22 protein-coding genes are annotated in these 23584 nt (G+C 61.9%); 8 read left to right on the forward strand and 14 right to left on the reverse strand.

Translation table 11 applies throughout. The features are described 5' to 3' along the window. Position 1 precedes the first annotated feature (1 nt). From murB to OP10G_RS27000, 3 genes are read right to left on the reverse strand one after another with little or no spacing between them, the layout of a single operon-like run. Positions 2-955, reverse strand: coding sequence for a UDP-N-acetylmuramate dehydrogenase (gene murB, locus OP10G_RS18050; protein WP_025229039.1), 954 nt, complete (start codon positions 953-955; stop codon positions 2-4). After that, entirely contained in the window at positions 948-1529 is a 582-nt protein-coding gene (gene tsaB / locus OP10G_RS18055) for a tRNA (adenosine(37)-N6)-threonylcarbamoyltransferase complex dimerization subunit type 1 TsaB (RefSeq protein WP_025229038.1), read from the reverse strand. Before tsaB ends, murB begins: the two co-directional genes overlap by 8 nt. Further along, a complete protein-coding gene (locus OP10G_RS27000; protein WP_025229037.1) occupies positions 1526-2593 on the reverse strand; it encodes a hypothetical protein in 1068 nt (355 codons plus the stop codon). Before OP10G_RS27000 ends, tsaB begins: the two co-directional genes overlap by 4 nt. Before the next feature lie 139 nt (positions 2594-2732). On the opposite strand from OP10G_RS27000, the gene OP10G_RS18065 reads away from it, so the two are divergent. From OP10G_RS18065 to OP10G_RS18080, 4 genes are all read left to right on the forward strand, one after another. Then, complete coding sequence (locus tag OP10G_RS18065) at positions 2733-2924, forward strand: ribbon-helix-helix domain-containing protein (protein WP_144241237.1); 192 nt, start codon at positions 2733-2735, stop codon at positions 2922-2924. Beyond that, positions 2921-4228, forward strand: a complete 1308-nt coding sequence (locus OP10G_RS18070; protein ID WP_025229035.1) for a glycerate kinase type-2 family protein — start codon at positions 2921-2923, stop codon at positions 4226-4228. The genes OP10G_RS18065 and OP10G_RS18070 overlap by 4 nt, the downstream gene beginning before the upstream one ends. A 65-nt stretch (positions 4229-4293) precedes the next feature. Then, positions 4294-5187, forward strand: coding sequence for a diacylglycerol/lipid kinase family protein (locus OP10G_RS18075; protein WP_227624968.1), 894 nt, complete (start codon positions 4294-4296; stop codon positions 5185-5187). Between the two features lie 75 nt (positions 5188-5262). Then, positions 5263-7686, forward strand: coding sequence for a diguanylate cyclase (locus OP10G_RS18080; protein ID WP_025229033.1), 2424 nt, complete (start codon positions 5263-5265; stop codon positions 7684-7686). On the opposite strand, the gene OP10G_RS18085 is transcribed toward OP10G_RS18080, so the two are convergent. The 3 genes from OP10G_RS18085 to OP10G_RS18095 form a co-directional block, all read right to left on the reverse strand. Further along, positions 7683-8018 carry a hypothetical protein gene (locus OP10G_RS18085; protein ID WP_025229032.1) on the reverse strand — a complete coding sequence of 112 codons (336 nt, stop codon included), beginning with the start codon at positions 8016-8018 and terminating at the stop codon, positions 7683-7685. The two genes, OP10G_RS18080 and OP10G_RS18085, sit on opposite strands and share 4 nt — an antisense overlap. Positions 8019-8059: 41 nt before the next feature. Then, a complete protein-coding gene (locus OP10G_RS18090) occupies positions 8060-9232 on the reverse strand; it encodes a trans-sulfuration enzyme family protein (RefSeq protein WP_038473339.1) in 1173 nt (390 codons plus the stop codon). Positions 9233-9523: 291 nt separating this feature from the next. Beyond that, positions 9524-10057 carry a hypothetical protein gene (locus tag OP10G_RS18095; protein ID WP_038473342.1) on the reverse strand — a complete coding sequence of 178 codons (534 nt, stop codon included), beginning with the start codon at positions 10055-10057 and terminating at the stop codon, positions 9524-9526. A gap of 323 nt (positions 10058-10380) precedes the next feature. On the opposite strand from OP10G_RS18095, the gene OP10G_RS18100 reads away from it, so the two are divergent. Further along, positions 10381-11520 (forward strand): ankyrin repeat domain-containing protein, encoded by a 1140-nt coding sequence (locus OP10G_RS18100; protein WP_025229029.1) that lies wholly within the window; start codon positions 10381-10383, stop codon positions 11518-11520. Positions 11521-11699: 179 nt separating this feature from the next. On the opposite strand, the gene OP10G_RS18105 is transcribed toward OP10G_RS18100, so the two are convergent. The 3 genes from OP10G_RS18105 to OP10G_RS18115 all read right to left on the reverse strand — a co-directional run bounded on the left by OP10G_RS18105 (position 11700) and on the right by OP10G_RS18115 (position 13864). Continuing rightward, positions 11700-12224, reverse strand: coding sequence for a cysteine dioxygenase family protein (locus OP10G_RS18105; protein ID WP_025229028.1), 525 nt, complete (start codon positions 12222-12224; stop codon positions 11700-11702). 85 nt (positions 12225-12309) lie between these two features. Then, a complete protein-coding gene (locus OP10G_RS18110; protein WP_038473345.1) occupies positions 12310-13275 on the reverse strand; it encodes a pyridoxal-phosphate dependent enzyme in 966 nt (321 codons plus the stop codon). A 124-nt stretch (positions 13276-13399) separates the two neighbouring features. Next, positions 13400-13864 (reverse strand): Lrp/AsnC family transcriptional regulator, encoded by a 465-nt coding sequence (locus OP10G_RS18115; protein ID WP_025229026.1) that lies wholly within the window; start codon positions 13862-13864, stop codon positions 13400-13402. Between the two features lie 55 nt (positions 13865-13919). Between OP10G_RS18115 and OP10G_RS18120 the strand changes: the two genes are divergently transcribed. Beyond that, positions 13920-15725, forward strand: a complete 1806-nt coding sequence (locus OP10G_RS18120; RefSeq protein ID WP_025229025.1) for a M3 family oligoendopeptidase — start codon at positions 13920-13922, stop codon at positions 15723-15725. On the opposite strand, the gene OP10G_RS18125 is transcribed toward OP10G_RS18120, so the two are convergent. Continuing rightward, the gene (locus tag OP10G_RS18125; RefSeq protein WP_025229024.1) at positions 15700-17343 is read right to left on the reverse strand and encodes a hypothetical protein; all 1644 of its coding nucleotides are present in this window, start codon (positions 17341-17343) and stop codon (positions 15700-15702) included. The two genes, OP10G_RS18120 and OP10G_RS18125, sit on opposite strands and share 26 nt — an antisense overlap. Before the next feature lie 74 nt (positions 17344-17417). Here OP10G_RS18125 and OP10G_RS18130 point away from each other — a divergent pair, with 74 nt between their 5' ends. Together OP10G_RS18130 and OP10G_RS18135 are read left to right on the forward strand one after the other, a co-directional pair. Further along, positions 17418-18953 carry an Rqc2 family fibronectin-binding protein gene (locus OP10G_RS18130; protein WP_025229023.1) on the forward strand — a complete coding sequence of 512 codons (1536 nt, stop codon included), beginning with the start codon at positions 17418-17420 and terminating at the stop codon, positions 18951-18953. Positions 18954-19019: 66 nt separating this feature from the next. Continuing rightward, a complete protein-coding gene (locus OP10G_RS18135) occupies positions 19020-20372 on the forward strand; it encodes a hypothetical protein (RefSeq protein WP_025229022.1) in 1353 nt (450 codons plus the stop codon). A gap of 139 nt (positions 20373-20511) precedes the next feature. On the opposite strand, the gene OP10G_RS18140 is transcribed toward OP10G_RS18135, so the two are convergent. The 4 genes from OP10G_RS18140 to OP10G_RS18150 are packed head-to-tail and all read right to left on the reverse strand — an operon-like array spanning position 20512 to position 23427. Beyond that, positions 20512-21504 carry an alpha/beta hydrolase gene (locus tag OP10G_RS18140; RefSeq protein WP_025229021.1) on the reverse strand — a complete coding sequence of 331 codons (993 nt, stop codon included), beginning with the start codon at positions 21502-21504 and terminating at the stop codon, positions 20512-20514. 30 nt (positions 21505-21534) lie between these two features. Next, on the reverse strand, positions 21535-22401 hold the full coding sequence (locus tag OP10G_RS24980) for a sugar phosphate isomerase/epimerase family protein (protein ID WP_025229020.1): 867 nt from the start codon (positions 22399-22401) through the stop codon (positions 21535-21537). Positions 22402-22455: 54 nt separating this feature from the next. Beyond that, complete coding sequence (locus tag OP10G_RS27175; RefSeq protein ID WP_144241238.1) at positions 22456-22605, reverse strand: hypothetical protein; 150 nt, start codon at positions 22603-22605, stop codon at positions 22456-22458. A 24-nt stretch (positions 22606-22629) separates the two neighbouring features. Further along, complete coding sequence (locus OP10G_RS18150) at positions 22630-23427, reverse strand: alkaline phosphatase family protein (RefSeq protein WP_227624969.1); 798 nt, start codon at positions 23425-23427, stop codon at positions 22630-22632. Between the last annotated feature and the right edge of the window lie 157 nt (positions 23428-23584).

Below are 23584 nucleotides of genomic sequence, written 5' to 3' on the forward strand. Positions count from 1 at the left end.
TCTACTGTTGCGAATACCCGGACCAGTCGCCCAGATAAAGGACCTCTTCTTCCAGCGAGACCTGAAATCGGCGGTACACGGTTTCGCGGGTGAAGGCGGCTAGCCGGCGGATCTCGGTGGCCGACGCTCCTCCTACGTTGAGAACGAAGTTTGCGTGCCGCCGCCCGAGCATCGCCCCCCCCATTCGAAATCCCTTCAGCCCCGATGCCTCGATCAAATAACCGGCGGGGACAACGCCGGCCATTTTGAGCGGTCCCGGCAGGGTCTCCAGGCTCTCCGCGAGCTCGCGGTCGTTGACGTTCTTGAAGAAGCTGCCGGCGCTGGGGGACGGAGGCTGTTTGCCGATCCGCTGCCGCTGGTATTCGCGCGCTTCGTCGTAGATGCGCATTGGTTCGCCGACCGGCAGGCGCATGGAGACGCGCAAGACGACGGCGGCTGGCGGATTGGGGCGACGCAGAACGCTGTCGCGGTAGGAAAACTGCATCCAGTCCGGCGATACCCACTGACGCTTCCCCTCGTGGACGATCTCCAAACTCGTCAGGAACTCGGAGATGTTGCTGCGATAGGCGCCCGCGTTGCTGACCAGGGCCCCCCCGAGGGTTCCGGGGATGCCGACGGCGAACTCGAGCCCGTGGAGTCCGCATTGGGCGGTCTTCAGGAAGAGCTCTTGAAATCCGCACCCGGTGTCCGCAACGACTTCGCCGGTTCTGGCGATGCGGATGCGGCGGGCGAGGTTGAGAATGGTGAGGCCGGGGACGCCGGCATCGGAGGGGAGCACGTTGCTTCCCGATCCGAGGACCGTCGCCCGCTCTTGGCTGAGTTGAGCCTGTTCCGCCAGGGAAGCGAGCTGCTCGACGTCGTCCGCGATCGCGAACCGCTCGGCCGGACCGCCTGCCCGCAAGGTGGTGTAAGGGCGCAACGGAACATTGAGGCGGATTTCTGCCGGATTAGCCATTGGAACCTCCCGGACGAAGCCCGTAGGGAACTTTCGGGATGGAGATACTCGGCTCGATCAGATACTTGGGCGCGAAAAGGACGGCGTCCTCCCGCGGCAACCGGGTCAAGAGCGGGCCAAAGCGCGCGGCCAGGGGGAACACTTCGTGGTTAAGCCCTGGCCCGAAACCAAGGAACGGCTCCGCTGGCAAATCGGCCGTCCTAACTGGCGCCTCGCCGGGCCGGCGAACGAAGAACTCGCCGCGTTTGCTTGGAAGCACCACGATCCCCTGCGGATCGATGAGATCGAAGGCGTCGGCTCCCATTACCGGGCGCCCATAGATGAAGGCGAAGGTTTTGGCGAGGATTACCCCAACGCGGACGCCGGTGAAGCTCCCGGGACCCAAGTCGGCGGCAAAGGCGTCGGCGCGCTCGGGGCCGAATCCGAGCTCGCGACGCATTTCGGAGAGCAGATCGAGGCAGACGCCGCTTGCTTGATGGAGAGCCGGACGTTCCCCTTGCCACAGCACGTCGCCCGAGGGGGCGAACGCGGCTACGCTGGCAAGGGGGCTGGACGTGCTGAACGCGACGATCACGGCTGGACGGTTTCCAAGGCGATCTTGTCGAAAAGGTCCTTGATCAGGTTCTGGTCTCCTTTCAGAGCCGCCTTGGAGGTGATTCGGTAGCTTGCAAGAAGGTAGAAATCGCTCTGCTCGCCCGTGGCGTTGAAGGTGATGAGATCTCCATCTTTTCCGCGCCCGATTCGCCAAACCGTGGAGACGGAGCATCCCGCGGCGTTCGGCTTCGGCTCGGTATCCAGCCGCTTGACGCCGGCCTCAAAGTCGGGCAGTGTGACCGCCGCCTGCTTCAACAGGGCGGTTCCCGCTTTTTCGCTATCGAGAACGGAGCGCACTTCCACCGTAATCGGCGCGCTTAGCTTGGCGTGGTGCAGGGTTAGCTTTCCGTCGCTGATATCCGTGGCCGACCAGCCGTCGGGAATGCGGAGCGTTACCGACTTTGTCGAAACGGTAAGGGGAACCGCGACTTTCGGTTTCACGAGCTTGGCATTTCGCTTACCCGAGTCGATTACCTTCGCTTTGGGCGGAGCCGGCTGAATCTTCTTGGTGACGTCGAATTTGATGTTCTCGTCGTCTTCGACCGGCTGGGTGCCGTTCGTGGTGTGCAGGGTTTCCAGGGCGGTTTGGAACTCGTAACGCACCTTGTCGAAGTCGGCGGGCGGAGAGGTCAGCCGAACCAGCATCTTGAGGGGCGTGCGGGTGAAGTAAAGCCCGGTCAGCGTAGTCTTCGCGGTCCCCTTGTCGCTCCAATTGATCTGCGTGAACAGAATCGGCACCTGGATAACGTCTTGCTCCCATTGCCGGACGATTTCCCGGTGGAGGGTCTCATTCGTGCGAAGCTGGATGGTTTGCCAGATCTCTTTGCTCGAATGGAAAGGAGCTCGAATGATCTCCAATTCGGCAGGGGTCGAAGACCCTTCGATCGGCAACGAGTATCGCGTCATGTCCTTCGTCTTCCGAACGAGGGACCAGCCCGGAGGAATATTGAACGCAAGTCCAAGATAGTCGTCGGTATACGTGGCGTTAGCGGCCGTTCCTTGCGGAGCGAGCGCGAACACGGCGGCGAGAAGTGGAATCATCATGTGCGGTCAAAGCTCCAGACGCGCCGGAAGAGTGCGACGCTTCGCTTAACAGTATTATGACGTTCCGCCAGATTCCGATCTTTCGAGATCGATGGTTAACTTAACCGCTTTTACGTCGGGGAGTTGTATAAATATGAGGATGCAGGTCCATCTCTCGGAGGAGATTGAGCGGTTCGTTCGGGACCAGGCCGCTACCGGCAAATTCGCGGACGAGTCAGCGATCGTCGAGGCAGCGCTTCGCCAAATGCGTGATCGCGCCCGCAAGATGGCGGAGGTCCAGCGAGCCATGCTCGAGGTGGATCTTATGGACCCGGTCGCCCCGAGAGGATGACCGTTCGTGCCACTCCTCGGAGCTCCGCCGGGCAGCTTGCCGTAGAGATTTACGGCGATGTGCTCGAGCAGGTTCGCGCCGATCGATTGGTGCGTGCTTCGCTCCAGTACGAAGCCGGTCTCCTGATGATCCAGGGGCACCCGTACGATCTATCGGAATTTCGTCGCGTACAGATCGTTGCGGTGGGCAAGGCGGCCGCGCCGATGGCGCGGGAAGCGGCGGACCTTCTTGGCTCCCGTCTAGATGGCGGCTTGGTAGTCACCAAACCAGGGTACGGAGAGCCGGTTAGTGGGCTCGAATTGTTGGAAGCGGGGCATCCGGTGCCTGATGAGGGGTCGCTGGTGTCCGGGCGGCGCATTCTGGAGCTCGCCGAACAGTGTGGCCCCGACGATTTCGTGCTCTTCCTACTTTCCGGCGGCGCTTCGGCGCTGATGGAGGCGCCGAACGGTTCGGTTACGCTGGAGGATCTGCGGGCCACCAATGAGCGGCTGTTGGCTTCGGGGGCGGATATCGCGCAGCTCAACGCGATTAGGTCGCGCGTCTCACGCATCAAGGCCGGGGGGCTGGCTCACGCTTTCCGCAAGGCGAAGGTGGTAGCCCTGGTGCTCTCGGACGTGATCGGAAACCACCTCGCAACGATCGGCTCGGGCCCTCTCGTCTCGCCAAATCGCATGGGGCCGTTTCCGTATGCGTTGCTGGACCAGATGCCGGAGACGGTTCGTGCCGAGGTCCTCACCCGGGATCTCGTCACATTCGAGGTTCCGCGAGTCGACCATTACGTGATTGGAAGCTTGTCGGTCGCCGTCCATGCGGCGGCCGACGCGGCAAGGGCGCGCGGGCTCGATCCGCTTCCTTACGGCGATCCGATGCAAGGAGAGGCGCGCGAGATGGCTCGACGGATCGTGGCGCTGGCAAAGCGGCATGTGGAGGCTCGGCCGGGCGATCGCTTTTGCCTCATTTTCGGGGGCGAGACCACCGTTACCGTTCGAGGGAGCGGAATCGGCGGCAGGTGTCAGGAAATGGTGGTGGCGGCGGCTCCCGCGGTGGCGAAGCTGGCGGACACCGCGTTTCTCGCTGCGGGTACCGACGGGGCCGACGGCCCAACCGAGGCGGCAGGCGGTCTCGTGGAGACGGACTCGCTTCGGCTTGCCAAAGAGGTCGGCAACGACCAGCGTAAGGCGCTGGTCAACAACGATAGTTTTCGTTACCTGCTCCAGTGTGACGGTCTGCTCTTTACCGGTCCGACCGGGTCGAACGTGAACGACCTTTGCCTTGTGGTTCACGCGCCCACTGATAGGACCTAGCTCTAGCCGAACTGAACCGGAAATTGGGCGGCGCGGTCCCATTGTCCGTGTCAGGGCCAAGTTGCGTGAGGCGATGGGCGGTTTTGTTGAACGAGAGGTCGGGAGGCGCGGACGAGCACGTGCGCCCGGCCATCGAGGCGGCGATGCGATCGGGTGGGTCTGACTGGTTTCCGGTCGAGGTTGGCGAGGGTGAGAGCGCGTCCGAAAAGATTTGTTCGCTTGACCGAGACTCGTTCGACGGCTTGATAGTGGCTGGCGGGGATGGCACCGTGATGGAGGCAGTCAACGGTCTCATGCGGTACCGGATCGATGTTCCGCTTGCCATCGTTCCGACCGGTACGGCGAACTTTGTGGCGCGGGCGCTCGATGTTCCTCAGGACGCTTCCGAGGCGCTCGCAATCGCGATGGCGGGGTCGATAAGACGGATCGACATCGGGCAATGCGGGACCCGCTTTTTTGCGCTGGGGGTCGGCCTCGGACTGGCCGAGCGGTTTGTGACCGCCACCGAAGAGGGAGAAAAACGGCGGCTTGGTCCCTGGGCCTATCTCCTGACGTTGATTCGCGAGGTGAGAACGCCGAACGCAGTGTTCGTCTTAGAACGTCCAGATGGTACGAAGGAACAATTGGAGGGGGTGGCGATGGTGGTGGCAAATGCCGCGGGGCTGGGCAATGGCCACGCAATCAGCCGCGAAGTGCTGCCCGACGATGGGTTGTTGGATGTTGTCATACTTCATCGGTTAAGTTCGATCGATGCTTGCCGGTTAGCAATAAGAGCGCTCGGAGGCAACCTGACCCGCGATCGTGTGGTAACTCATCGTCAGGGAAGGGAATTCACCCTCCATAGTCGACCAAAGGTGCCGATACAAATCGATGGTGACGACGTGCCTCAAACGCTTCCGCTAAGGGTGACCATTCATCCGCTGAGCTTGAGCGTCTTCGTAAGACCGAAATTCACCTAAGCTCATGGCTTTTGCGCACCACACGCCATCGATAACGTGATTTCATTTCTCTAAACTGAGACACAGATATTCGCCGTGCATCCATCGCTCGCACTAAAGACCAACGATCCTGCCTGGACTTCCCGGCAGTCGATCTTGTTTTGGGCGACCTTTGGATTCGGCGCGAATCTGGCGATGGCGCTGCTGGTCCAGTTCGGGCCGTTTACCCGCACTCAACGCTCGGTCGTTTGCGACCTGCTCGCTCTGGTGATCCCGCTCGCCACCGTGCACCTTTGCTTTTTGCCGATCGCCGGCAAAAAGCGGACGGTTCCCACGATTCTCGGTTGGGCAACCATCGCTTACGCCGCGGGGCAGGCGATCTACTTCGTGGAGCGGTACGGATTGCACGCGGAGGGGAGCCCGGCTTGGTCGGACATTGCCTGGATCGGCACCTATCCGCTCCTGATGATCGGGATTCTGGCTTGGCCGGCAAGGTACGAGCCGCTCGGGCGCAACTTCCGGTTCGTGCTCGACCTGCTGGTCGCCGCGGTCGGCCTGCTTGCCTACAGCTGGGTTTTCCTTGTGGCCCCGTATGGCGAGAGCGCGACGAATCTGGGTCTCAAGAGCTTCATTTCCGTCGTCTATCCGATCTGCGACATTCTGCTGGTGCTGTGCCTATTTCACATGCTTCGGCGTGGATCCGATCCGAGATTCCGAGCCCCGGCCCGCATCTTCGGCCTGGGTCTGCTGGCGGTGGTGACCATCGATATGGTCTACGCCTACAACATGATCAACCTGAACGGGGCGGGGGGAACCCTCTTCAAGATGGGTTGGCCGATCAGTTGCACAGCTTCGAATCTCGCCGCCTTCATCTTCTTGCTTCGGATGCGAGATATCCCGGAAGAGGAAACCGCTCCCGAACACCTTGAAGAGGCGCTCGCCGTTCAGCCTTGGCTATCGGTGCTCCCCTACGCTCTTATTCCCGCGGTCCTCGGCCTTATCATCTTCGTCCATACGTACAAGCCGGCGAAGCAGTACGAGGCCGCCACGTTCTTTGTCGCTACGCTGATGGCGGTCGGACTCGTCATTCGGCAGATCTTGACGATCAAGGAAAACGCGATGCTGCTGACCAAGCTTCAGGGGGCTTACCGGGAGCTGAGCGCCAAATCGAGCGAGATCCGCCGGGCGAACCAGGACCTGAAAGACGCGCTCGGGCGGCTGGCGACGAACAACGACGATTTGGCGGAGGCGAACTCACAGCTCGCGCAGTTGGTGACGATCGACGGAATGACGGGGCTGGAGAACCATCGGGCGTTCCAGCAGCACTTGCGGCTGGAAGTCGATGCCGCCAAACGGCATCGGCATCCGCTATCGCTGATCATGGCGGACGTCGACTTCTTCAAGCGATACAACGACGAGTTCGGCCATCCCGCGGGCGACGAAGTACTGCGGCAGATCGCGACGACCATCGTGGACGAGGTCGGCGAGAACGCCTACCCGGCTCGGTACGGCGGCGAGGAGTTCGCGGTCGTTCTGCCATATCTCGGCGGTGCGGAGGCACTGCTTGTCGCGGAGCGAATTTGCCGTTCGGTGGCGACCCGCCTTCGGATCCGGCGGAAGATCACTATGTCGCTTGGCGTCGCCACGCTGGAACCGTCGTGGACGGCCGAGACCCTGGTCAGCGAGGCGGACCGGGCGCTTTACGCCGCCAAAGGGTGGGGGAGAAACCGGGCGATCGCGGTTTCCGACCTGGATCGCCAGCGTCTGAGCCTGGACATTCTGAACGAGGGGACTACCGAATACGATCCGAATGAGCCGATGGGGCTGGCCGCGATCGTTTCGGCTGGACTTCGAAACCACCCTCAAGCGCTCGGTATTGAACCGGATAGCCAGCTCGCCGGCGGTTTACTCGGCACGTTGGAGTTGAAGGACGTGGAAACGCGCGACCACAGCGAACGGGTGATGTGGTACGCCATGCGGCTGGCTCAAAGCGTGATCGACAGCGGGATCTCGACGATGACGCACCAAGAGCTGCGGTCCCTCGCTTACGGGGCGCTGCTCCACGACATCGGAAAGATCGGCGTGCCGGAGAATATCCTGAAGCATCCCGGCGACCTTGACATCGAGATGAAAGCGGTCATCCGGGAGCATCCGCGGCTTGGGGCTCAAATCGTGCAGCGGTTCCCATCGCTCGACATGGCGCTCGCCGTGATTCGGAATCACCACGAGCGGTGGGACGGGCGCGGATACCCCTCGGGTCTTCGCGGTACGGATATCCCCTTGGTGGCCAGGATCTTTTCTGTGGTGGACGGCCTGGAGGCGATGCTTAGCGCGCGACCCTACAGCGGCCCGATGCCGATCGAGGATGTGACCAAGCAGTTGACGCTTGGGAGCGGGACGATCTACGATCCGGCAATGCTCCGCGCGTTCCAGCTCGTCCCCCCGGAAGAGTGGGTCAAGATCGCGGACCGCGAGTCGACGCTGACGCGCAACGTTCCGATTTCGAGCGTCAGCGGTTAGTCGGCCAAGTCGGCGCCCAGAGTAGGGTGCTTTATGTCCTCTTCCGATTCCTCCACCGGTCCCAGGAAATAGTCGATAATGCGCCCGACCACGTATCCAAAGATGCTCACGAGTGTGATCGAGGTCAGGACCGCCCCAGTTTGAGAGGCGACCGGCAATTCGGCCAGCATGACCCCGGCGATTCCCGCACAGAGCAATGTGAGGACGCCGACGAGGAGGTTCCGCTCGATGTTTTCCGCTTTGACGAAGAGAAGCGACAACCCGAACAGAACCATGATGCCGACGAAAACGACGGCTAGGATGTAGAGAACAGGGTTTCCGGTCGGGTTCATAGCTCCTTAGGCCGCCGGTAGGTCTCCGCGGTTCGGTCGACCTATACGGCGGCTAGGGCCTTATCCAGGTCGGCGAGCAGATCGTCGACCGCTTCGATACCGACCGAGACCCGAATGAGGTTGTCGAGGATCCCGATTTGCTTTCTCACCTCGGCGGGCACCGAAGCGTGGGTCATGGTGGCGGGGTGCTCGATGAGGCTCTCTACGCCGCCGAGCGACTCCGCGAGGGTAAAGAGCCGCACCGCTTCTAGGAATCTTCGGGTTCCGGCAAGGTCGCTACGAAGGAGGAAGGTCATCATGCCGCTAAAACCAGAGGCTTGGCGCTTCGCGATCTCGTATTGGGGATGGGAGGCGAGGCCCGGATAGAGAACGCGCTCCACCTTCGGGTGAAGCTCCAGGTACTCCGCGATTTTCATCGCGTTGTCCGCATGCCGCTGCATACGGACGGCAAGGGTCTTGAGCCCGCGCAGAACCAAAAAGCTGTCGAATGGCCCGGGGGTGGCGCCGATCGAGTTCTGGAGGAACTTCAATCTAGAATAGAGGGTTTCACCATCATCCAGGGGCCGGTCGTTAAACATCAGCGCGCCCATGACGACGTCGCTGTGGCCATTCAGGTACTTGGTGATCGAGTGCATCGAAATGTCGACGCCGAGCTCCAGCGGCCGCTGGAAGTAAGGGGACATGAAGGTGTTGTCGACGGCGCAGAGCGCCCCATGCCGCCGAGCGACGTCGGCGACCATGGAGATGTCGGTGACGATCATCATCGGATTCGTCGGCGATTCGAACCAGACCAATTTTGTGTTCGGGAGCATTTCGGCCCGAAGAGCGGCCTCGTTGCCAATGTCGACGAAGGAGAATTCGATGCCTCGGTTAGCGGCGACCTTGGTAAAGAGGCGGCGCGTTCCGCCGTAAAGGTCGTCGCCGGCCACGATGTGATCGCCGGCTTTCAGAAGGTTCACGACGGCGTCGATCGAAGCGAGTCCGGAGGAGAAGACGAGTGCCTTTTCGGCGCTTTCCAAGTCCGCAAGTTGGGCTTGAAGAACGGTTCGGGTTGGATTGTCGGTTCGCGAGTACTCATATCCCCGATGCTCGCCGGGGGAGGCCTGGGCATACGTGCTGGTTTGGTAGATCGGGGTCATTACCGCGCCGGTTTGCGCATCGGGCTGTACGCCCGCATGAATGACCTTTGTCTCGAACCGCATGGGAAGATCCATTCCCCATTTTAGACGAGCCGGTGGCGGTGCCACGGGTCGAATGACATCTCCGGACTGCCATCTTTGCTTGCTCCGAGGACTGCTGGCTCGGGGATTTATGGTCATTGACGAAATAGGCTGGCTATCTTCGCCCGCCCGTAGCCCGGGGATTTATCCCCGGTTCAAGGCCCCTCCGGGGATAAATCCCCGGGCTACGGGCAAGATAAACGTAATCCCAATTTGTGAAGGACCGTGGGCCACGGGCAGGTGAGATGAAGGGGCCTTAAACCGCCGCGAAAGCGGCTCCAATCTTCAACGGCCCTGGAGTTGAGGCGATGGAGAGGGCGCGGGCTGCGAGGCCGGCGACGCGGCAGGGAGGTGGAAAACTTGGGCTTGCGGGTGAGGCTGTTTCGATCGCTCGGCGGCGAGGGCGAGCACTTTTGCCCGCTGGACCGAGCGGCGAGCTTCTCGCTGCCGCTCTTCGAACTTCGCGATCCCGCCGGTGGCGAAGGTCTGAAGGACATCGCGCGCAATGGTGTAGACCAACACGGCGAGGAAGAAGCTCATCCAGGAAGGCTCCACGTCGGAGTGTTGATACAGGTCGTGAAGGATGAATAGCCAGGCGGCCGAGCCGACGAAAGTGGTCAGCATCCGGAACACGATCCAGCCGTCGGCCCTCAGGTTCGCATCTGGCAGAGCCCGCGCGGTTCCGAGCATCCCGGCGGCGATCCCACCCAGAGCGGCCCAGGGAAGGAGCATCGGGTCGCCCTTGGTGCTGAGCTGGTAGAGAAGCGAGGTCGTTCCGAGCCATACGAACAGCGACGCGAGCAAGAGCGATTGCCCCACGGCCCGACGGCGACGCTCTGACGGGCGATGGCGACCCAGGGTGTTCACGACCCGTTCACCGTACCCGCCCCCAGGAACCTAAAACAGAGGATCTGATTACTCATGCGCGAAGAACGGTCGATAGAGGCATTGTGCCGCTTACCGGTTTTTCGGCCGTAGCCCCTTTTTATGCGACCTTGCTGTGTTAGGATGGGAAAGAAGGCGCTTCGAGGCGCCTCCAGGTCCGCGGAAAGGGCAGCGCCCACTCGATCTAATGGCACGTAAATCGTCGACCAACGTGCTGCCTGTTCGGCGGACCACAGGCGAAAGCATGGAGGTTTAACATGTCGTCGCTACCCGATCGGCCCTGCTTGGAGCAGTATCGCCGTCAAGCCAAAGATCTCGCCGCTGCCGCGCGGAGAGGCGAGCCCGAAGCGCTCGCATCGCTTCGCGATCATCATCCAGAGTCGCTCGCCAAGCCTTCGTTGCGGCTCACCGACGTACAACACGCGCTCGCCCGCTCGCTTGGATTTGAAAGTTGGCCAAAGCTTAAGGCGGCCATACTCGAACAGTCGGCGCCTCACTTCTTTGCCTCCGTCCGAGACGGAAATGTCGAGGAAGTCAAACGCGACCTTGCCTGCGCCCCGGAGCTTGTAAAGCGGATCGACGAGGAGGGACGAACGGCGCTCCACGTCGCGGCTGAATTCAACCGGCCCAGCCTGGTGGAACCGTTGGTGCGCTGTGGCGTCGATCGTTCTCGCCGGTATGGATATTCGGCGCACACCGCTCTTTCATGGGCCGTCACCGTCGGCTCGTTCGATTTCGTTCGCGAACTCGTGCGGCTTGGGGATGAGGTCGACCTCTTTTGCGCGGCTGGGATCGGCGATCTGGAGCTGGTAAAGCGGTTCTGGGATGGGGATTCGCTTCGTCCCAATCCATCGCAAACCGGCAGCAGCCGTTTCGCGGAGGACGGAAGCCGCCTTCCTCGCCCGCCGGAGACCGACGCGGATCAGCTAAGCGACGCCCTGTATATGGCCGCTCGTCAGGGGCGGCTGGAGGTTGCGCGGTGGCTACTCGACCACGGCGCGGATCCCAACTTCCGGGGGTACCTAGGCGCGACCTGCCTCCACTGGGCGGAGGCCTCCGCCCATCCGGCCGTGGCCGACCTGGTACGGGCGGCGGGGGGCTCGGACGAACTGCGGGATAACTCTTACGGCACGCTTCCGCGCGACTTTGGAGTCGTCGTCACCGCCTCATGGGGGTTGGAGCACTTTCTCGTTCGGCTCCTTGAGAAGAATCCCGACCGGGTGGACGCCAAGTGGCGGGGTGGAACGGCGCTTCACGTGGCGGTGGCGGAGGGCCAGGCGGGCTCGGTCTCGATTCTGGTCTCCCATGGCGCAGATCGTGCTGCCAAAGATCCGCAAGGGCGGACGGCCCTCGATCTCGCCGGCGGGAAACCGGAGCTGGTGCGGTTGCTGGAGTGACTAGAACCGGTAGCGTCGGCGTCCGCGCCGATGATTCCGGTGTACCTTCGGTACACCGGGCGGCACACGTAGGTGCCGGCTACACGGCTTCGCCGTAGGGGCCGACGGACTCCCTCATCCCAAGCCCCTCTCGCTCGTCGTCATACATCCCGAGGAGGGAGAGGGGGCTCCGGAGCTTGCTATTGAGTGTAGGCGAGCTCGCGCTTGACCATCTGGTACCCGCCTTCGACGGGGACGAAGGCGTCGCACCAGCGCATTTCACCGCCGTAGACGTGTAGTGTCACGGCAGGAGTGGCGTCGGCGTTGGCGAGCGTGTGGTGGTCGAACGGGGGGATGAGCGCGCCGGCTTCGCCGGGAGAGGCGAAAACCTCTAGCTCGGGAGTGAACTGGTGGAGCCCTTCGTTGATCCCGGTGCAGGAGTAGGAGGTCACCTTGATCCTGCCGCGGTAGACGCACTCGACGCACCACATTCCGGCGTGGTCGTGGAGGGAAGTGCCCTGGTCCTTGTCCCAAACCATAACGAGCACCGAATAGCGCTGGCGCGGGTCGAGGTGGAGGAGCCGCCGCGCGTAACGGTCGGGCGCGGTCTGCAAGTATTCGGCGGGAATAAAATCTTCGCCGGAATTTACGATGTGCTCAAGGGTTTTCTTGACGGCGGTACAACAGCCGTGGACCTCTTGCCGCTCGACGGCCTCGTCGAGCATACGGATCATTTCATCAACGCGTGAATGGACCATTTAGTGCACCTCATTGTGCGATGGCCGGAGCCAATCTAGCCAGAGTGTAGCGCTAAAAGCCCAAACCTCTCTCCGCGCGCCAGACCGGATCGAGGAACTTACTCATGTAGTTGCGGACATTGTCCGGGAGAATTACGACGATCCGCTCGCCCCCTTTGCACCGCTTCGCGATCTCGAGAGCGCCTTGCATGGCCGATCCGCTGCTTCCGCCCACCAGCATCCCTTCCTCTCGGATGAGCCGCAGGGCGAGCTTGAGGGAGACCGGGTCGTTCGTCTTGATGTACTCGTCGACGAGGGTCTGGTCGAGGATCGCGGGAATGAAGTCGTAGCCGATCCCTTCCACAATGTAGGGACCGCCCGGCTCGCCGCCGCCGATGATGGAACCTTCCGGGTCGACGCCGATGATTTTAACGTTCGGGGCGGCTTCGCGGAGTCGGCGCGCGACGCCGGTGATGGTGCCGCCGGTGCCGACGCCGCAAACGAAATAGTCGAACTTGCCACCGGTTTGCTCCAAGATCTCTTCGGCGGTTCCGTAATAGTGAGAGTCCGGATTGGCCGGATTCGTCCACTGGTCCAGGATGTGGGCGTTCGGAATCTCTTTACAGAGCCGCTCGGCGACGGCGAAGTTCGAATCAGGACTGTCGTGAGCTGCCCCGGTGGGCGTACGGACGATCTCCGCGCCGAGCGCTTCCATCGCGAGCTGTTTTTCGCGGCTCATCTTCTCCGGCAGGGTGATGATGAGTCGGTACCCCTTGATCGCGCAGGCCATGGCGAGGCCGATCCCGGTATTGCCGCTGGTCGCCTCGATCAGAGTGTCGCCCGGCTTGAGCCGGCCCTGCCGCTCTGCCTCCTCCACCATTCGGTAGGCGACCCGCTCCTTGACCGAGCCCCCCGGATTGAGGAACTCGCACTTGGCGAGGATCTCGACCGGGTACTCCGCGCCGACCTTGTTCAGGCGAACCATCGGTGTCTGACCGATTGCTTGCAGGATATTGTCGTAGATACCAGGATGGTTCATGGGCAGGCTTGAGGGGCTCCAAGGCTCTGGAGGCTCGTAGTATTGTGGCCAACAAGCCGCAACTTACTAAGCCGAAGAGCCCACGACCGAGCCCTTCGAGACCTGGAGCCCAAAAGCCCTTCCCTCAGATCGGAATCTGCGTCGTCATCTTGTTTGTCGCAAGAACGAAGTTCGTCGTGATTTTGCCGATCCCTTTGATCTTCGAGAGCTTCTCGCGAAGAAACACTTCATACGATCGCATATCGCGGACGATGACTTTGACTAGGAAGTCGAAGTCGCCACTAACGTGATAGCACTCCGTGATCTCGGGGATGTCCTGGATGCTTCGGCGGAATCGCTCGATCGGTTGTTCTTGGTGGAGCGAGAGCTGGATCATCACTAACGCCGTGATTCGCAGCCCAAGCCGCTCGTGGTCCAAAATCGCATGGTAACCACGGATGAGGCCGGCCTTTTCTAGCGTTCGAACTCGCTGAAGGACCGAAGGTGGGGAGAGGCCGACACGCTTAGCGAGGTCGGCATTGGTGATCCGGCCGTCGTCCTGCAGCGTTGCGAGGATTTGGACATCGACTTCGTCGAGGTGGGTCTTCATTGGGGTTCATGTACAGATTACACAACCGCCAGTCGGTATCGTTCAGACTTGGGCAATGGTCACTACCGCGATGCCGCGTTGGGACATGGAGATCGTATTCCCCAGTCTCAATTCGCCCGAGTTCGAAGCTGCTTTTAGCGATGTCGTACGTTCGATCGACGACTTAGAAGCTTTGTTCGACAAAGAGAATATCGCGGCAAGGGAAGCCGGCGACGTCGATGCCGAAACCGCGTCGATTTTCGACGAAGTGGTGGGGCGGTTCAATTCGCTTACCGAGCGGCTTCGAACGGTGAACGCCTACGTCCACGCGTTTGTAACGACCGATTCGCGAAACGAAGAGGCGCTCGCCCGTTCCAGCCAAATGGACCCGCAACTGGCCCGGCTACGCAAGCTCTCGAAGCGATACACCGCCTGGGTCGGCTCCCTCGATATCGACGAGCTAAAGGCACTGAGCCAAGTCGCGCGCGACCATGCCTACGCCATCGAAAAGGCGAAGACCTCCGCTCAGCACATGCTTTCGCCGGCGGAAGAGGCGCTGGTTTCCGATTTGGAGCTAACCGGAACCGTAGCTTGGGGGCGGCTGCACGGCAATGTTACGAGCCAGCTCGCGGTACCGATCGACCTGCCCAACCAGCCCGAGCGGCTTCCGATGTCGGTGGTCCGGTCGCTGGCCTACGACGCCGACCGCGAGACGCGTCGGATCGCCTATGAGGCGGAGCTTGCCGGCTGGCAGACGGTGGAAGTGCCGATGTCGGCCGCGCTCAACTCCATCAAAGGTGAAATCGGGCTGCTCAGCCGGCGCCGGGGATGGGGCTCCGCGTTGGACGAGGCTTGCGACGCGAGCAATATCGACCGGGCGACTCTCGAAGCGATGATGGAGGCCGCGGACCGGTCGTTCCCGGTCTTCCGTCGGTACCTCCGCGCCAAGGCCCGGATGTTCGGCACGGAGCAACTTGCCTGGTACGACCTGTTCGCGCCGCTCGGGGAAGAGAAGCGGAAGTGGCAGTTCGACGAGGCCGCGAGCTTCGTGGAGGATGCGTTCCGTACCTATTCCGACCGGATGGCCGACTTCGCGGCTCGATCGTTCGCGGGGCGTTGGACCGACGCCGAGCCGCGAGCCGGGAAGCGCGACGGGGCGTACTGCATGTCGATCCGCGGCGACGAGTCGCGGATCTTGATGAACTTCAAACCGTCGTTCGGGTCGGTGAGCACCCTTGCCCACGAGCTGGGTCACGCCTATCACAACCTTTGCCTCGCCCCTCGCACCCAGCTCCAGCGCGCCACACCCATGACCCTGGCCGAAACCGCGAGCATCTTCTGCGAAACGATCATCCGAGAGGCGGTGTTGAACGAGGGGAGCCCGGCCGAACAACTTGCGGTTTTGGATGCATCGCTGCAGGGAACGACGCAGGTGGTGGTCGACATCACCAGCCGGTTCCGATTCGAGAGCGGCGTCTTCCAGCGTCGCGCGGAGCGGGAGCTTTCCGCCCGCGAGTTCAACGAGCTGATGCTGGACGCCCAGCGATCGACGTATGGGGACGGCCTCGACCCGGCGATCCTGCACCCTTACATGTGGATCGTGAAGAGCCACTATTACGGGCGGAGCTACTACAACTTCCCGTATATGTTCGGCTTGCTCTTCGGGCTCGGCCTTTACACCATCTACCGCCAAGATCCGGACGCGTTCCGCTCACGGTATGACGAGCTGCTCTCCTCGACCGGTCTCGCCGACGCGGCGACGCTGGCGAATCGATTTGGGATCGACATCCGTTCGACCGCCTTTTGGCAGGGAAGCCTCCGGCAGATCGAAGCGGATGTCGAGCGGTTCGAGAGGCTTACGCAACCACAGTCCAGAACTTGACGACGATCGACTTTCTCTCGCCGGCCGCCAAGTGAAGATGCCAAGTAAGGTAACTCTCCGGATTGAACGGGTCTAGTTTGGGAATCTTCGTGACGGTGGCGCCGGCGGCGTCGGCGACGGCGCCGATCACGTCGTAGGTGATCTCCGTTTCGACCGATTCCGGACGGGTATTCGTGACCTCGATCGTCGTCTCGCTCAAGACGGAAATCGGATTGTCGCGTTTCGGAATGACGATCGGCTTTCGCTCGAGTTCGCGCACGTTCACTGAGTGCAGGAGATCTTCGGCATTGCCCAAAACGAGGTCCGCGTCTTGGTCGGGAGCCGTGAAGGGCATTTCCACCTGGGCGAGCGGAATTCCGTTGTTCTGCAAAAAGATAAGCCCGTTGGGCCAACCCGCTTTCGAGCTGTTATGCAGGCGCAATACATGCTCGAAGTTGGTGGCGGGGCTGACGCTCCATCGGTAGATGGTGGTCAGCGGAACGTCCTGGTCCGACAGGATGCGCGTTATCCGGCCGCCGGGAGGGAGCGTGACCGTCCCGTATTCGTACGTGTGAAGGTCCTCGACCCTGGCCGCGCTGATCGCGGTGCGGAGGAATTGGGGAACGTTGGAGTCGTTCTTGACGACAAGCGAGTTGTCGGACGGATCGTAAGAGATGAAGTCCACTCCATTCGGAACGGGCCCTTGTCCGCCGCCTCCGATTCCTCCACCTCCGAATCCACCGCCTCCGCCGTACTGAGGGGTGAAGACAGGCGCGCTTGCGCTGCGGATCATCCGCTCGGCAAGGTCGTACGGATCGATGGCGGTCTGCGCCATCGATCCGCTCTGGTTATCTAAGAACGAGCTCAAGGAGCCCGAACCGGCCGACATGTCGAGGCGCGTGCTCGGTTTAAGGTTTGGCAGGCCGCTGACGAGGCGAACGTGAGTTCCCTTCAACGAAAGCCCCGCAAGCCCTAATTGGGCGGCGCTCTCCAAGTGTCCGGAATCGCCGGCCACGTCCAGGCGGTAATTTGCCACCCACGCGGCTCCGGTTTCCAGGCTCACAATTCGAATCCGGCTTGGCTGACTCGCCTCAACTCGAAAGCGTAGAGCGACTTTCGGAACCTGCCGATCGACTTGCGTGGGCAGTCCGGTCCCATCTATCTCGATGATTTCGTACAGGGTGATTGGGCGGAGATGGCCGTTGGGGAGCCGGACGGTCACCGTTCCCTGCGGGTCGATGCTGATCACTTTCCCCTTTATGATTCGATGGTCCGCTAAGACCCGTTCGCCCTTAAGCGTGAACTCGATGGTTCGTCCCACGGAAGCGGCGAGGATTTGCGGAATCGAAACCAAGTCTCGTTTCCCGGCGGGACTTTGGAGATCGAGCGTCGTCTGGATCTCGCTGAGCTTGGCTCCGTCCGGCGAGGAGTACCACATCGTTCCGTCCATCGCCTGCGGCACCCGGTTCAACCGGCATTGGTGGAGACCGGCCGGCACCGTCGCCTCTCGTACGACGTACACCAGGCCCGGTTTGAAGACGGCGACCTCGGCGACGGTCGGGTTGAGAACGATTTCGGTCGGCTGGGCAGCTTCACGCTGATGCGCGAGAGTGGCGATAAGCAAGGGGAGTACAAGCATGATAAATCCTCATAGGCTCAGACGCCGGGCCTGGCCGAAGGCTTCGCCAAAGGGTTGGGCAGGTACAACGGGGTATGGCGTCGGTTCGGATTCCGTACGACAGTTTCACCCTGAGCGCGGTTGTCGCCGAGCTTGGGGCGTATGTTGGCGGCAAGGTCCAGGGAATCCGGCAACCGAACGAGACGGACATCGCCATCGCGCTTTACTCTCGCGGCGAGGCAATGCTGTTGTTGAGCTGCGATCCGATGTTCGCGCGGGCTCACTTTATTACGAAGCGGCCATCCACACTGCCAAACCCTCCGGCCTTCGTGGCGGCTCTGAGGTCTCGAATCGAGGGCGGTACCTTGATCGACGTCCGGCAGATACAGGGAGACCGGGTGCTCGAGCTTCGCTTCGAGACTGAAACCGGCACTTATCTGTTCGTGGCGGAGCTGATGGGGAAGCACTCGAACCTGATCCTGGTGGAGCCTGGCGGGCGGGTATTCGCCGCCGCGAAGTGGGTGGGGAAAGGGAAGAGCTTCCGGCTGATTCAGCCTGGCGTCCCCTATCAGTGGCCACCGGTACTCATTGGGGGCGAGGACCTCAAGCCTTCGCCGTTCTACCGAAAGCTGACGGAAGCCCTGGGTCATCCACCGGAGCTGGGCCGCCCCGTTCTTTCGCCGGGGCATGGCGCATATCCGTCGAGCGTGGCCGCCCTAAATCTGCCCGAGTTTCCCCGGCAGTCGATCTCGATCGCCTTGGAGCAGCACTACTCCCAGGCGATACCCAGTTACGAAGCGGACCAACTGCGCACCGGCCTGCTGACCCAGCTTCGCCGAGTCCTTCTCGCGCGGGAAACGGCTCTGTTCGACCTCGACCAGGCGCTGCAGGCGGGCGAGAAAGCGGGCCGATGGCAGCGCTTCGGGGAGCTCCTTCTTGCCTACCGGCCAGTCATCGTCGAGGGCGCAACCTCAGTGGCGGCTTGGGACTATGACGGGAACGAGGTTCAAATCCGAGTCGACTCCGAGCTCGATTTCAAGGAAAATGCCAACCGGTATTTCGAGCGAGCCAAGAAGGCGAAGGGAAGCATGGGGATCGTGCGCGATCAGATCGGGCGTCTGGATGCGGACCGCGCCGCTCTCGAAGCGCTGATCGTCCGAGTCGAGTCGGCGGTCCGGCTCGACGAAATGCGGGCGCTGCAAGAGGAAGCTCGCGGGAAGCGCTGGCTGATTCAGCAAACCACTCAGACGACGGTCAAAGAGGACCGGCCGTACGAGGGACACCGGATACGTGAGCTCGTCGGTCCGGGCGGCTGGACGGTCCTGTACGGCGAGAATGCGGAGGCGAACGACTACCTTACGTTACGGGTGGCGAAGCCGGACGACTGGTGGCTGCACATCCGCGGCAACACCTCGGCGCACGTTGTGGTCGTCACCCGAAAGCAACCGGACCGGGTTCAGCGCGAAACGCTCGAGTTCGCCGCTAAGGTCGCCGTCCAGCACTCGCCGAGCAAGCACGGCGGGTATATCCCGGTGGACTACACGCTTCGCAAATATGTCCGCAAACCGCGCGGCGCCGCCAAAGGGAGCGCGCTTTACACGCACGAGAAGACGCTGCACATCCAGCCTTAAGTTTCATCGATTGTTCACCCGCCGTTCATTCACGGATCTCGACCGGGTTGGCACAATAAACGTGCGATGAACAGCATCCCGGAGATCAACGACGCTCTCGAAAAACTGCGAACCTACCCGTTCCTCCAAGCCCTTCTCGACCGCCGCTCGCGCCGTTTCGGACGCGGGATGGAGATGAAAAGCGGGCCGATGGCGTTCAAGAGCCGGCAGTCGGGCGAGCCGCTGACCGAGGAGGAGGAAGCGCTCATGGTCTTTGCCGCGTGCGGGATCACCGGCTATGCGTTGGGCGACCTCGACTACGGCAAGAACGGTGGTGGAAATATCATGGTGAGCACGGTCGGGCGCACCATCCCGAGCGGAGACGCGATGCATACCGTCGCGCTGATGGTGACGAACGACCAAGCGACCTATTTCATCCGACGTCCCCAAGACTTGCCGCCCGACGATATTCCGGCGCTCGTGGAGCTGGCGAAAAACCACGAGTTCGTCGAGATCTACCGCCGAATGCGGGTGAGGATCAAAGATGGCCGGGTCGCCCCGCCGATGGAGCCACTTTACAATCTCGACGTCAACCGGTGGTCTTGCTACGACAAGAACGGGACTTACTTCGTGCCGGTTTGCGAGTACACCCAGCTCCTGATCAATGGCCTGCTCGAGATCTTTGGCCGGAACGTCGGCGCATTTATCTTGGATGAGCGAGCGACTTTTCGCCCGGCGGGAATCGGCAAGTTCGCGAAGAGCAAGGGGGGACACCTCAACGACAACGCGGCGATGGGACGGGTCCAGACGATCGAAGCGCTCGAGGGGCTCGTGTCGGAGGCGGTCACGGTGGAGCAGGGAATGATGCTGCAGAACCTGGCGCTGATGGCTCAGTCGCTCGGGCTAGGCGGCTTTCCAAACTGGGCGGCCCACCCGTTCGGCTGGCTGGAGGCGGCCGGCTTCCGGCTGACGACCATGCCATCGAGCCAATACTTAGGGATGAACCCTGCGCTCGCCGCTTTGGCCAAGGCAGCCGGAAAGGTGATGCCGATTCCCCTGGTACAGGGACTGGAGAAGGACGGGGAAGTGCTGATGAAGCCGTTCTGCCCACCCTACTACGCATCCATGAGCGAGGCGGTCCAGGCCGCAGTCGACATCAAGTTCGGCCCCGACGGCATGTTTCGTGGACGAGCATCAAAGAGCGCCTGGCTCAACTGGATGGGGATTCAGGAGCAGGTCGAGGAGTTCACCCCCGAGCAGGTGGAAGCCACCAAGGCGTACTGCGAGTACGTCTACCGCCGCTACGGACGGTTCCCCGCCTACGGCCCGCCCATCAAGACCCTCATCGGCTTCCAATCGAGCCGCCTCGACTTGGAGTTCTACGAGAAGTTCTACAAGCCGGAGGCGGTCAGCACTCAACAGGCGAAGCGTGAGGCGTAGTTAACGCGAAGCGTTGTAGCCGCAGGTTGGCTCGTACCTGCGCGAGACCCTTTCGTCGTAGCGTCGGCGTCCTCGCCGATGATTCCGGTGCACCTTCGGTACACCGGGCGCAGGTACGAGCCAACCTACGCTACAAGCCCTAGCGCTTTGCCCGATACCCTTGCCAGACCCACTCCAAGGCCTGCGGCAGCGTCTGATTAACGACGCGGCCGTCGACGTGGCCCGCTTCCTTGGAAAAGACGAACTGGTAGTGGTATTCCTTCTTCTTAAGCGCCGCCGCCATCCGCTCGTTCGCCATCGGCCAGTTGTGCAGCGTCTCAGGCGGATCGTTCGGCCGGAGGTCGTGGTCGCCGACCTGCATCCAGATGCGGATCGGTTTGCGTGGAGTTTGCGGAATAAGGTGCTCGTGGTATTCCCAGGCGCCGTGGGGAGTGGCCTCTTTGGGAGGCGACATCTGGTCTACGTAGGTGCCTGAGTAGGTGAGCACCCGATGGTAAAGGTCCGGGTGATACCACGCCATCGTGAAGGCACACGCTCCGCCGGAGCTGCCGCCCATCGTCATCCGTGCGTTCGGGTCCTTGGTGAATGTCACTTTGTAGTCGCGCGAGATTCGCGGCAAGACCTCGGTTTCGACGAACTCGGCGTACTTGCCCGACATCGTGTCGTACTCCAGCCCCCGCTCGCTGCCGAAAGAGTCGCCGCCGCCAGAATCGATGAAGATTGCGACCATCGCCGGGAGGCGATGGTCCGCGATCATATTGTCGAGGATGGTCGGCATGATCCCGGAGGTCATGCTGTCCTGCGAGATCAGGAATGGCGTCGCGGTCCCCGGCACGTACTGGCTGGGGATGTACACGCTCACGCGCCGATGGTAGGGAACCACCTGCCCCGGCGCGGTCTTGGCAATGCCGGGATACAGCTTGCTGTCGTGAGAGTCCATGACGAATCGCTGAACCGTCCCCTTCGGCACCCCATCCCGCGCGGTGAGCTCATCGGCGTCCGTGTACGGAGGCGCGACGAGGTAATCCCCGTCGCCGACACCCGGAAGGTAGGGCGGCAGCTTAGAAGTATCCATCCGCGGCGTCTGCGCGGTGGCAAGGGTGGCGAGGCAAGTTAGCAGTCCGGCAATCATCGCGTATCTCTCAACTCGAGCACAAGTCTATCAGGCTGAAGCTGCCCATGCTTGCTCGGCCAGCCGCTTCATTATCAGGCTCTGCTCCCACCGGTCGCTGAACTCCTTGCCGTCCGGCAAGGTGATGGCGTATCGGGGCGGGCCGAGTTCGCTGGCGAACGGGAAGACGTCGCCCGGGCCGGCGCCTTTGCGCCACTCGCGCATAGCCGCCGTCCAGATCCGGACGAAGAACTGGGCCGTCTGCCCCGATCCATCGCCGACGTCGACCTGTACTTGCTCGCCGTTCGAAATCCGTCCGTGCAGATGCGACGTGCGAGAAAGAACCGGCATCAGCCGGTCGACCGCTCGCTCGTATTCCAACCCGTAGAACTCGCTGACCACCACGAAGTGCGAAAAATCGCCCGTGAATCGCACCTCGGGCAAATACTCGATCAGCTCCAGGGCCTGGTTCAGGCTCTCCGGGATGTTGTTTCGGTGCGTTTCCACAAAGAAGGCGATCCCTTCGCCGTTAGCGATCTTCCGCGCCTCCCGGCAGAACTCGGCCGCCTCCTTAATCGGATAGAACGGGTTGAGCGGCTGGGCAAAAACAAAGTCCGCCTTCAGCCGCTTCGCTCTCGCCACCGTCGCCCGCACGTCATCCAAAGTGTGGGGGTGATGCCCAAGGGTGAGCCTCAGCCCCTCCGCGTCCAGCGATGCGCGGCGCTCCGCCTCGTCTTCGTCGCTCAGCCAACACTCGACCCCTTCGAATCCGGCGGCCTTCACCCGGGACAGCTTTACCGCAATCGTCCACTCCGTCGGCGAGTTCATCGGCAGCCCGATGAGCGACCAGAGGGAGTGCTGAATCTGCAATCGCGGCGTGTTCTGGCTACCGTCGTTGTAGCGGTCGAAATGGCCCATTCCGGTGTTCTACCTTGTGGACCCACGAAACAACCCTAGCAACGATTGGGGGGCTTAGTGCCTCTTGAAGTACTGGACCTCTCGCTCGTGCTTCTCCGCCGCTTCGCGGGTATCAAAAGTGCCGAGGTTCTTGCGCTTGTCGGTTTTTGGGTCCTTCTTTCGCGAATAGAGCCGGAACTGTCCTGATTTCAGCTTTCGGATCATGGTTCTTTGACCGGCAGACAAGGGTCATAGATCCAAGGCTTCGCCGACGATCCGTCCGTCCCACTCGCGAGCCGCCGGTAAGCCAAGGAGGTGGGCCAAGGTCGGGCAAGTGTCGTAAATCCGGACGCCGCCGTCGAGGGTATTCCCGGCTTTCACCCCGTGGCCGCTCAGAATCCAAGGGATCGTCATGTCCTCGTCCATCTCGGTGCCATGCGAACGCTCGTGTCCGCCATGGTCGCTTTGGATCAGGGCTACCCACGACCGGTCGCCTTCATCCAGAGCGGCCAGGACCATACCGACGCAGGCGTCCGCGTGTTCGATCGCTTCGATATATCCGGGGCTCATCCATCCTTCAGCGTGTCCTCGTTCATCCACATGGCCCAGATAGACGAAGAGGAAGTCGAAAGGCTCCTCGCGCTGGTGGGCAGCGGCGGCTTTGGCAACGCGCGTGTCGCCTTCCATGCGGTGGGCGTCTTGAACGAAGTAGCTCACGTCGAAGCTGCCCGGTTCGGCGAGGTCCCTCAGCTCACCCCAGTTGAAGAAGAAGCCGGTACGCCGACCATGCGTTTTTGCGACGTCGATCACACTCGGAACCGGGCGGGCCAGGGGAGAGAAACGGTTCGAGGTGATGCCGTGCCGGGGGACGTCGACCCCGCGCAGCATGCTGGTGTGGCAGGGAAGGGTCACGCTTGGCATCACCGTCCGGGCATTCCAGCACACCGTTCCGTTCGCGACCAAGCGGTCGAGGTACGGAGTATTGGCCGACCGAAGCGCGTCGGGGCGCATTCCGTCGATCGAGACGAGCAACACGGTCGGTGGCACCCGCAGATTGTGTTGCATTTCTTCTGATCGAGGCGCCTAACGATCTAAGGTGCGTCCCCGCACGGATCCCTGAATCAGCGCTGAAGGCGCGGTGTCTCAAAGCCAAGGGCGAGCGAAGCGTAACCCTGGTAAAGGTGCTTTCCACCGTAGGGAAGCG

The sequence above is a fragment of the Fimbriimonas ginsengisoli Gsoil 348 genome (genome assembly GCF_000724625.1).
GTDB classification, from domain to species: Bacteria; Armatimonadota; Fimbriimonadia; order Fimbriimonadales; family Fimbriimonadaceae; genus Fimbriimonas; species Fimbriimonas ginsengisoli.

Excerpts from the sequence above, each read along its gene's own strand:
- OP10G_RS18100 (WP_025229029.1), top strand. The coding sequence starts at position 10,381 with ATGTCGTCGCTACCCGATCGGCCCTGCTTGGAGCAGTATCGCCGTCAA.
- OP10G_RS18065 (WP_144241237.1), top strand. The coding sequence starts at position 2,733 with ATGCAGGTCCATCTCTCGGAGGAGATTGAGCGGTTCGTTCGGGACCAG.
- OP10G_RS18085 (WP_025229032.1), bottom strand. The coding sequence starts at position 8,018 with ATGAACCCGACCGGAAACCCTGTTCTCTACATCCTAGCCGTCGTTTTC.
- murB (WP_025229039.1), bottom strand. The coding sequence starts at position 955 with ATGGCTAATCCGGCAGAAATCCGCCTCAATGTTCCGTTGCGCCCTTAC.
- OP10G_RS18115 (WP_025229026.1), bottom strand. The coding sequence starts at position 13,864 with ATGAAGACCCACCTCGACGAAGTCGATGTCCAAATCCTCGCAACGCTG.
- OP10G_RS18140 (WP_025229021.1), bottom strand. The coding sequence starts at position 21,504 with ATGATTGCCGGACTGCTAACTTGCCTCGCCACCCTTGCCACCGCGCAG.
- OP10G_RS18090 (WP_038473339.1), bottom strand. The coding sequence starts at position 9,232 with ATGGATCTTCCCATGCGGTTCGAGACAAAGGTCATTCATGCGGGCGTA.
- OP10G_RS18135 (WP_025229022.1), top strand. The coding sequence starts at position 19,020 with ATGAACAGCATCCCGGAGATCAACGACGCTCTCGAAAAACTGCGAACC.
- OP10G_RS18110 (WP_038473345.1), bottom strand. The coding sequence starts at position 13,275 with ATGAACCATCCTGGTATCTACGACAATATCCTGCAAGCAATCGGTCAG.
- OP10G_RS24980 (WP_025229020.1), bottom strand. The coding sequence starts at position 22,401 with ATGGGCCATTTCGACCGCTACAACGACGGTAGCCAGAACACGCCGCGA.
- OP10G_RS27175 (WP_144241238.1), bottom strand. The coding sequence starts at position 22,605 with ATGATCCGAAAGCTGAAATCAGGACAGTTCCGGCTCTATTCGCGAAAG.
- OP10G_RS18105 (WP_025229028.1), bottom strand. The coding sequence starts at position 12,224 with ATGCTCGACGAGGCCGTCGAGCGGCAAGAGGTCCACGGCTGTTGTACC.
- OP10G_RS18070 (WP_025229035.1), top strand. The coding sequence starts at position 2,921 with ATGACCGTTCGTGCCACTCCTCGGAGCTCCGCCGGGCAGCTTGCCGTA.
- OP10G_RS18125 (WP_025229024.1), bottom strand. The coding sequence starts at position 17,343 with ATGCTTGTACTCCCCTTGCTTATCGCCACTCTCGCGCATCAGCGTGAA.
- OP10G_RS27000 (WP_025229037.1), bottom strand. The coding sequence starts at position 2,593 with ATGATGATTCCACTTCTCGCCGCCGTGTTCGCGCTCGCTCCGCAAGGA.
- OP10G_RS18130 (WP_025229023.1), top strand. The coding sequence starts at position 17,418 with ATGGCGTCGGTTCGGATTCCGTACGACAGTTTCACCCTGAGCGCGGTT.
- OP10G_RS18120 (WP_025229025.1), top strand. The coding sequence starts at position 13,920 with ATGGTCACTACCGCGATGCCGCGTTGGGACATGGAGATCGTATTCCCC.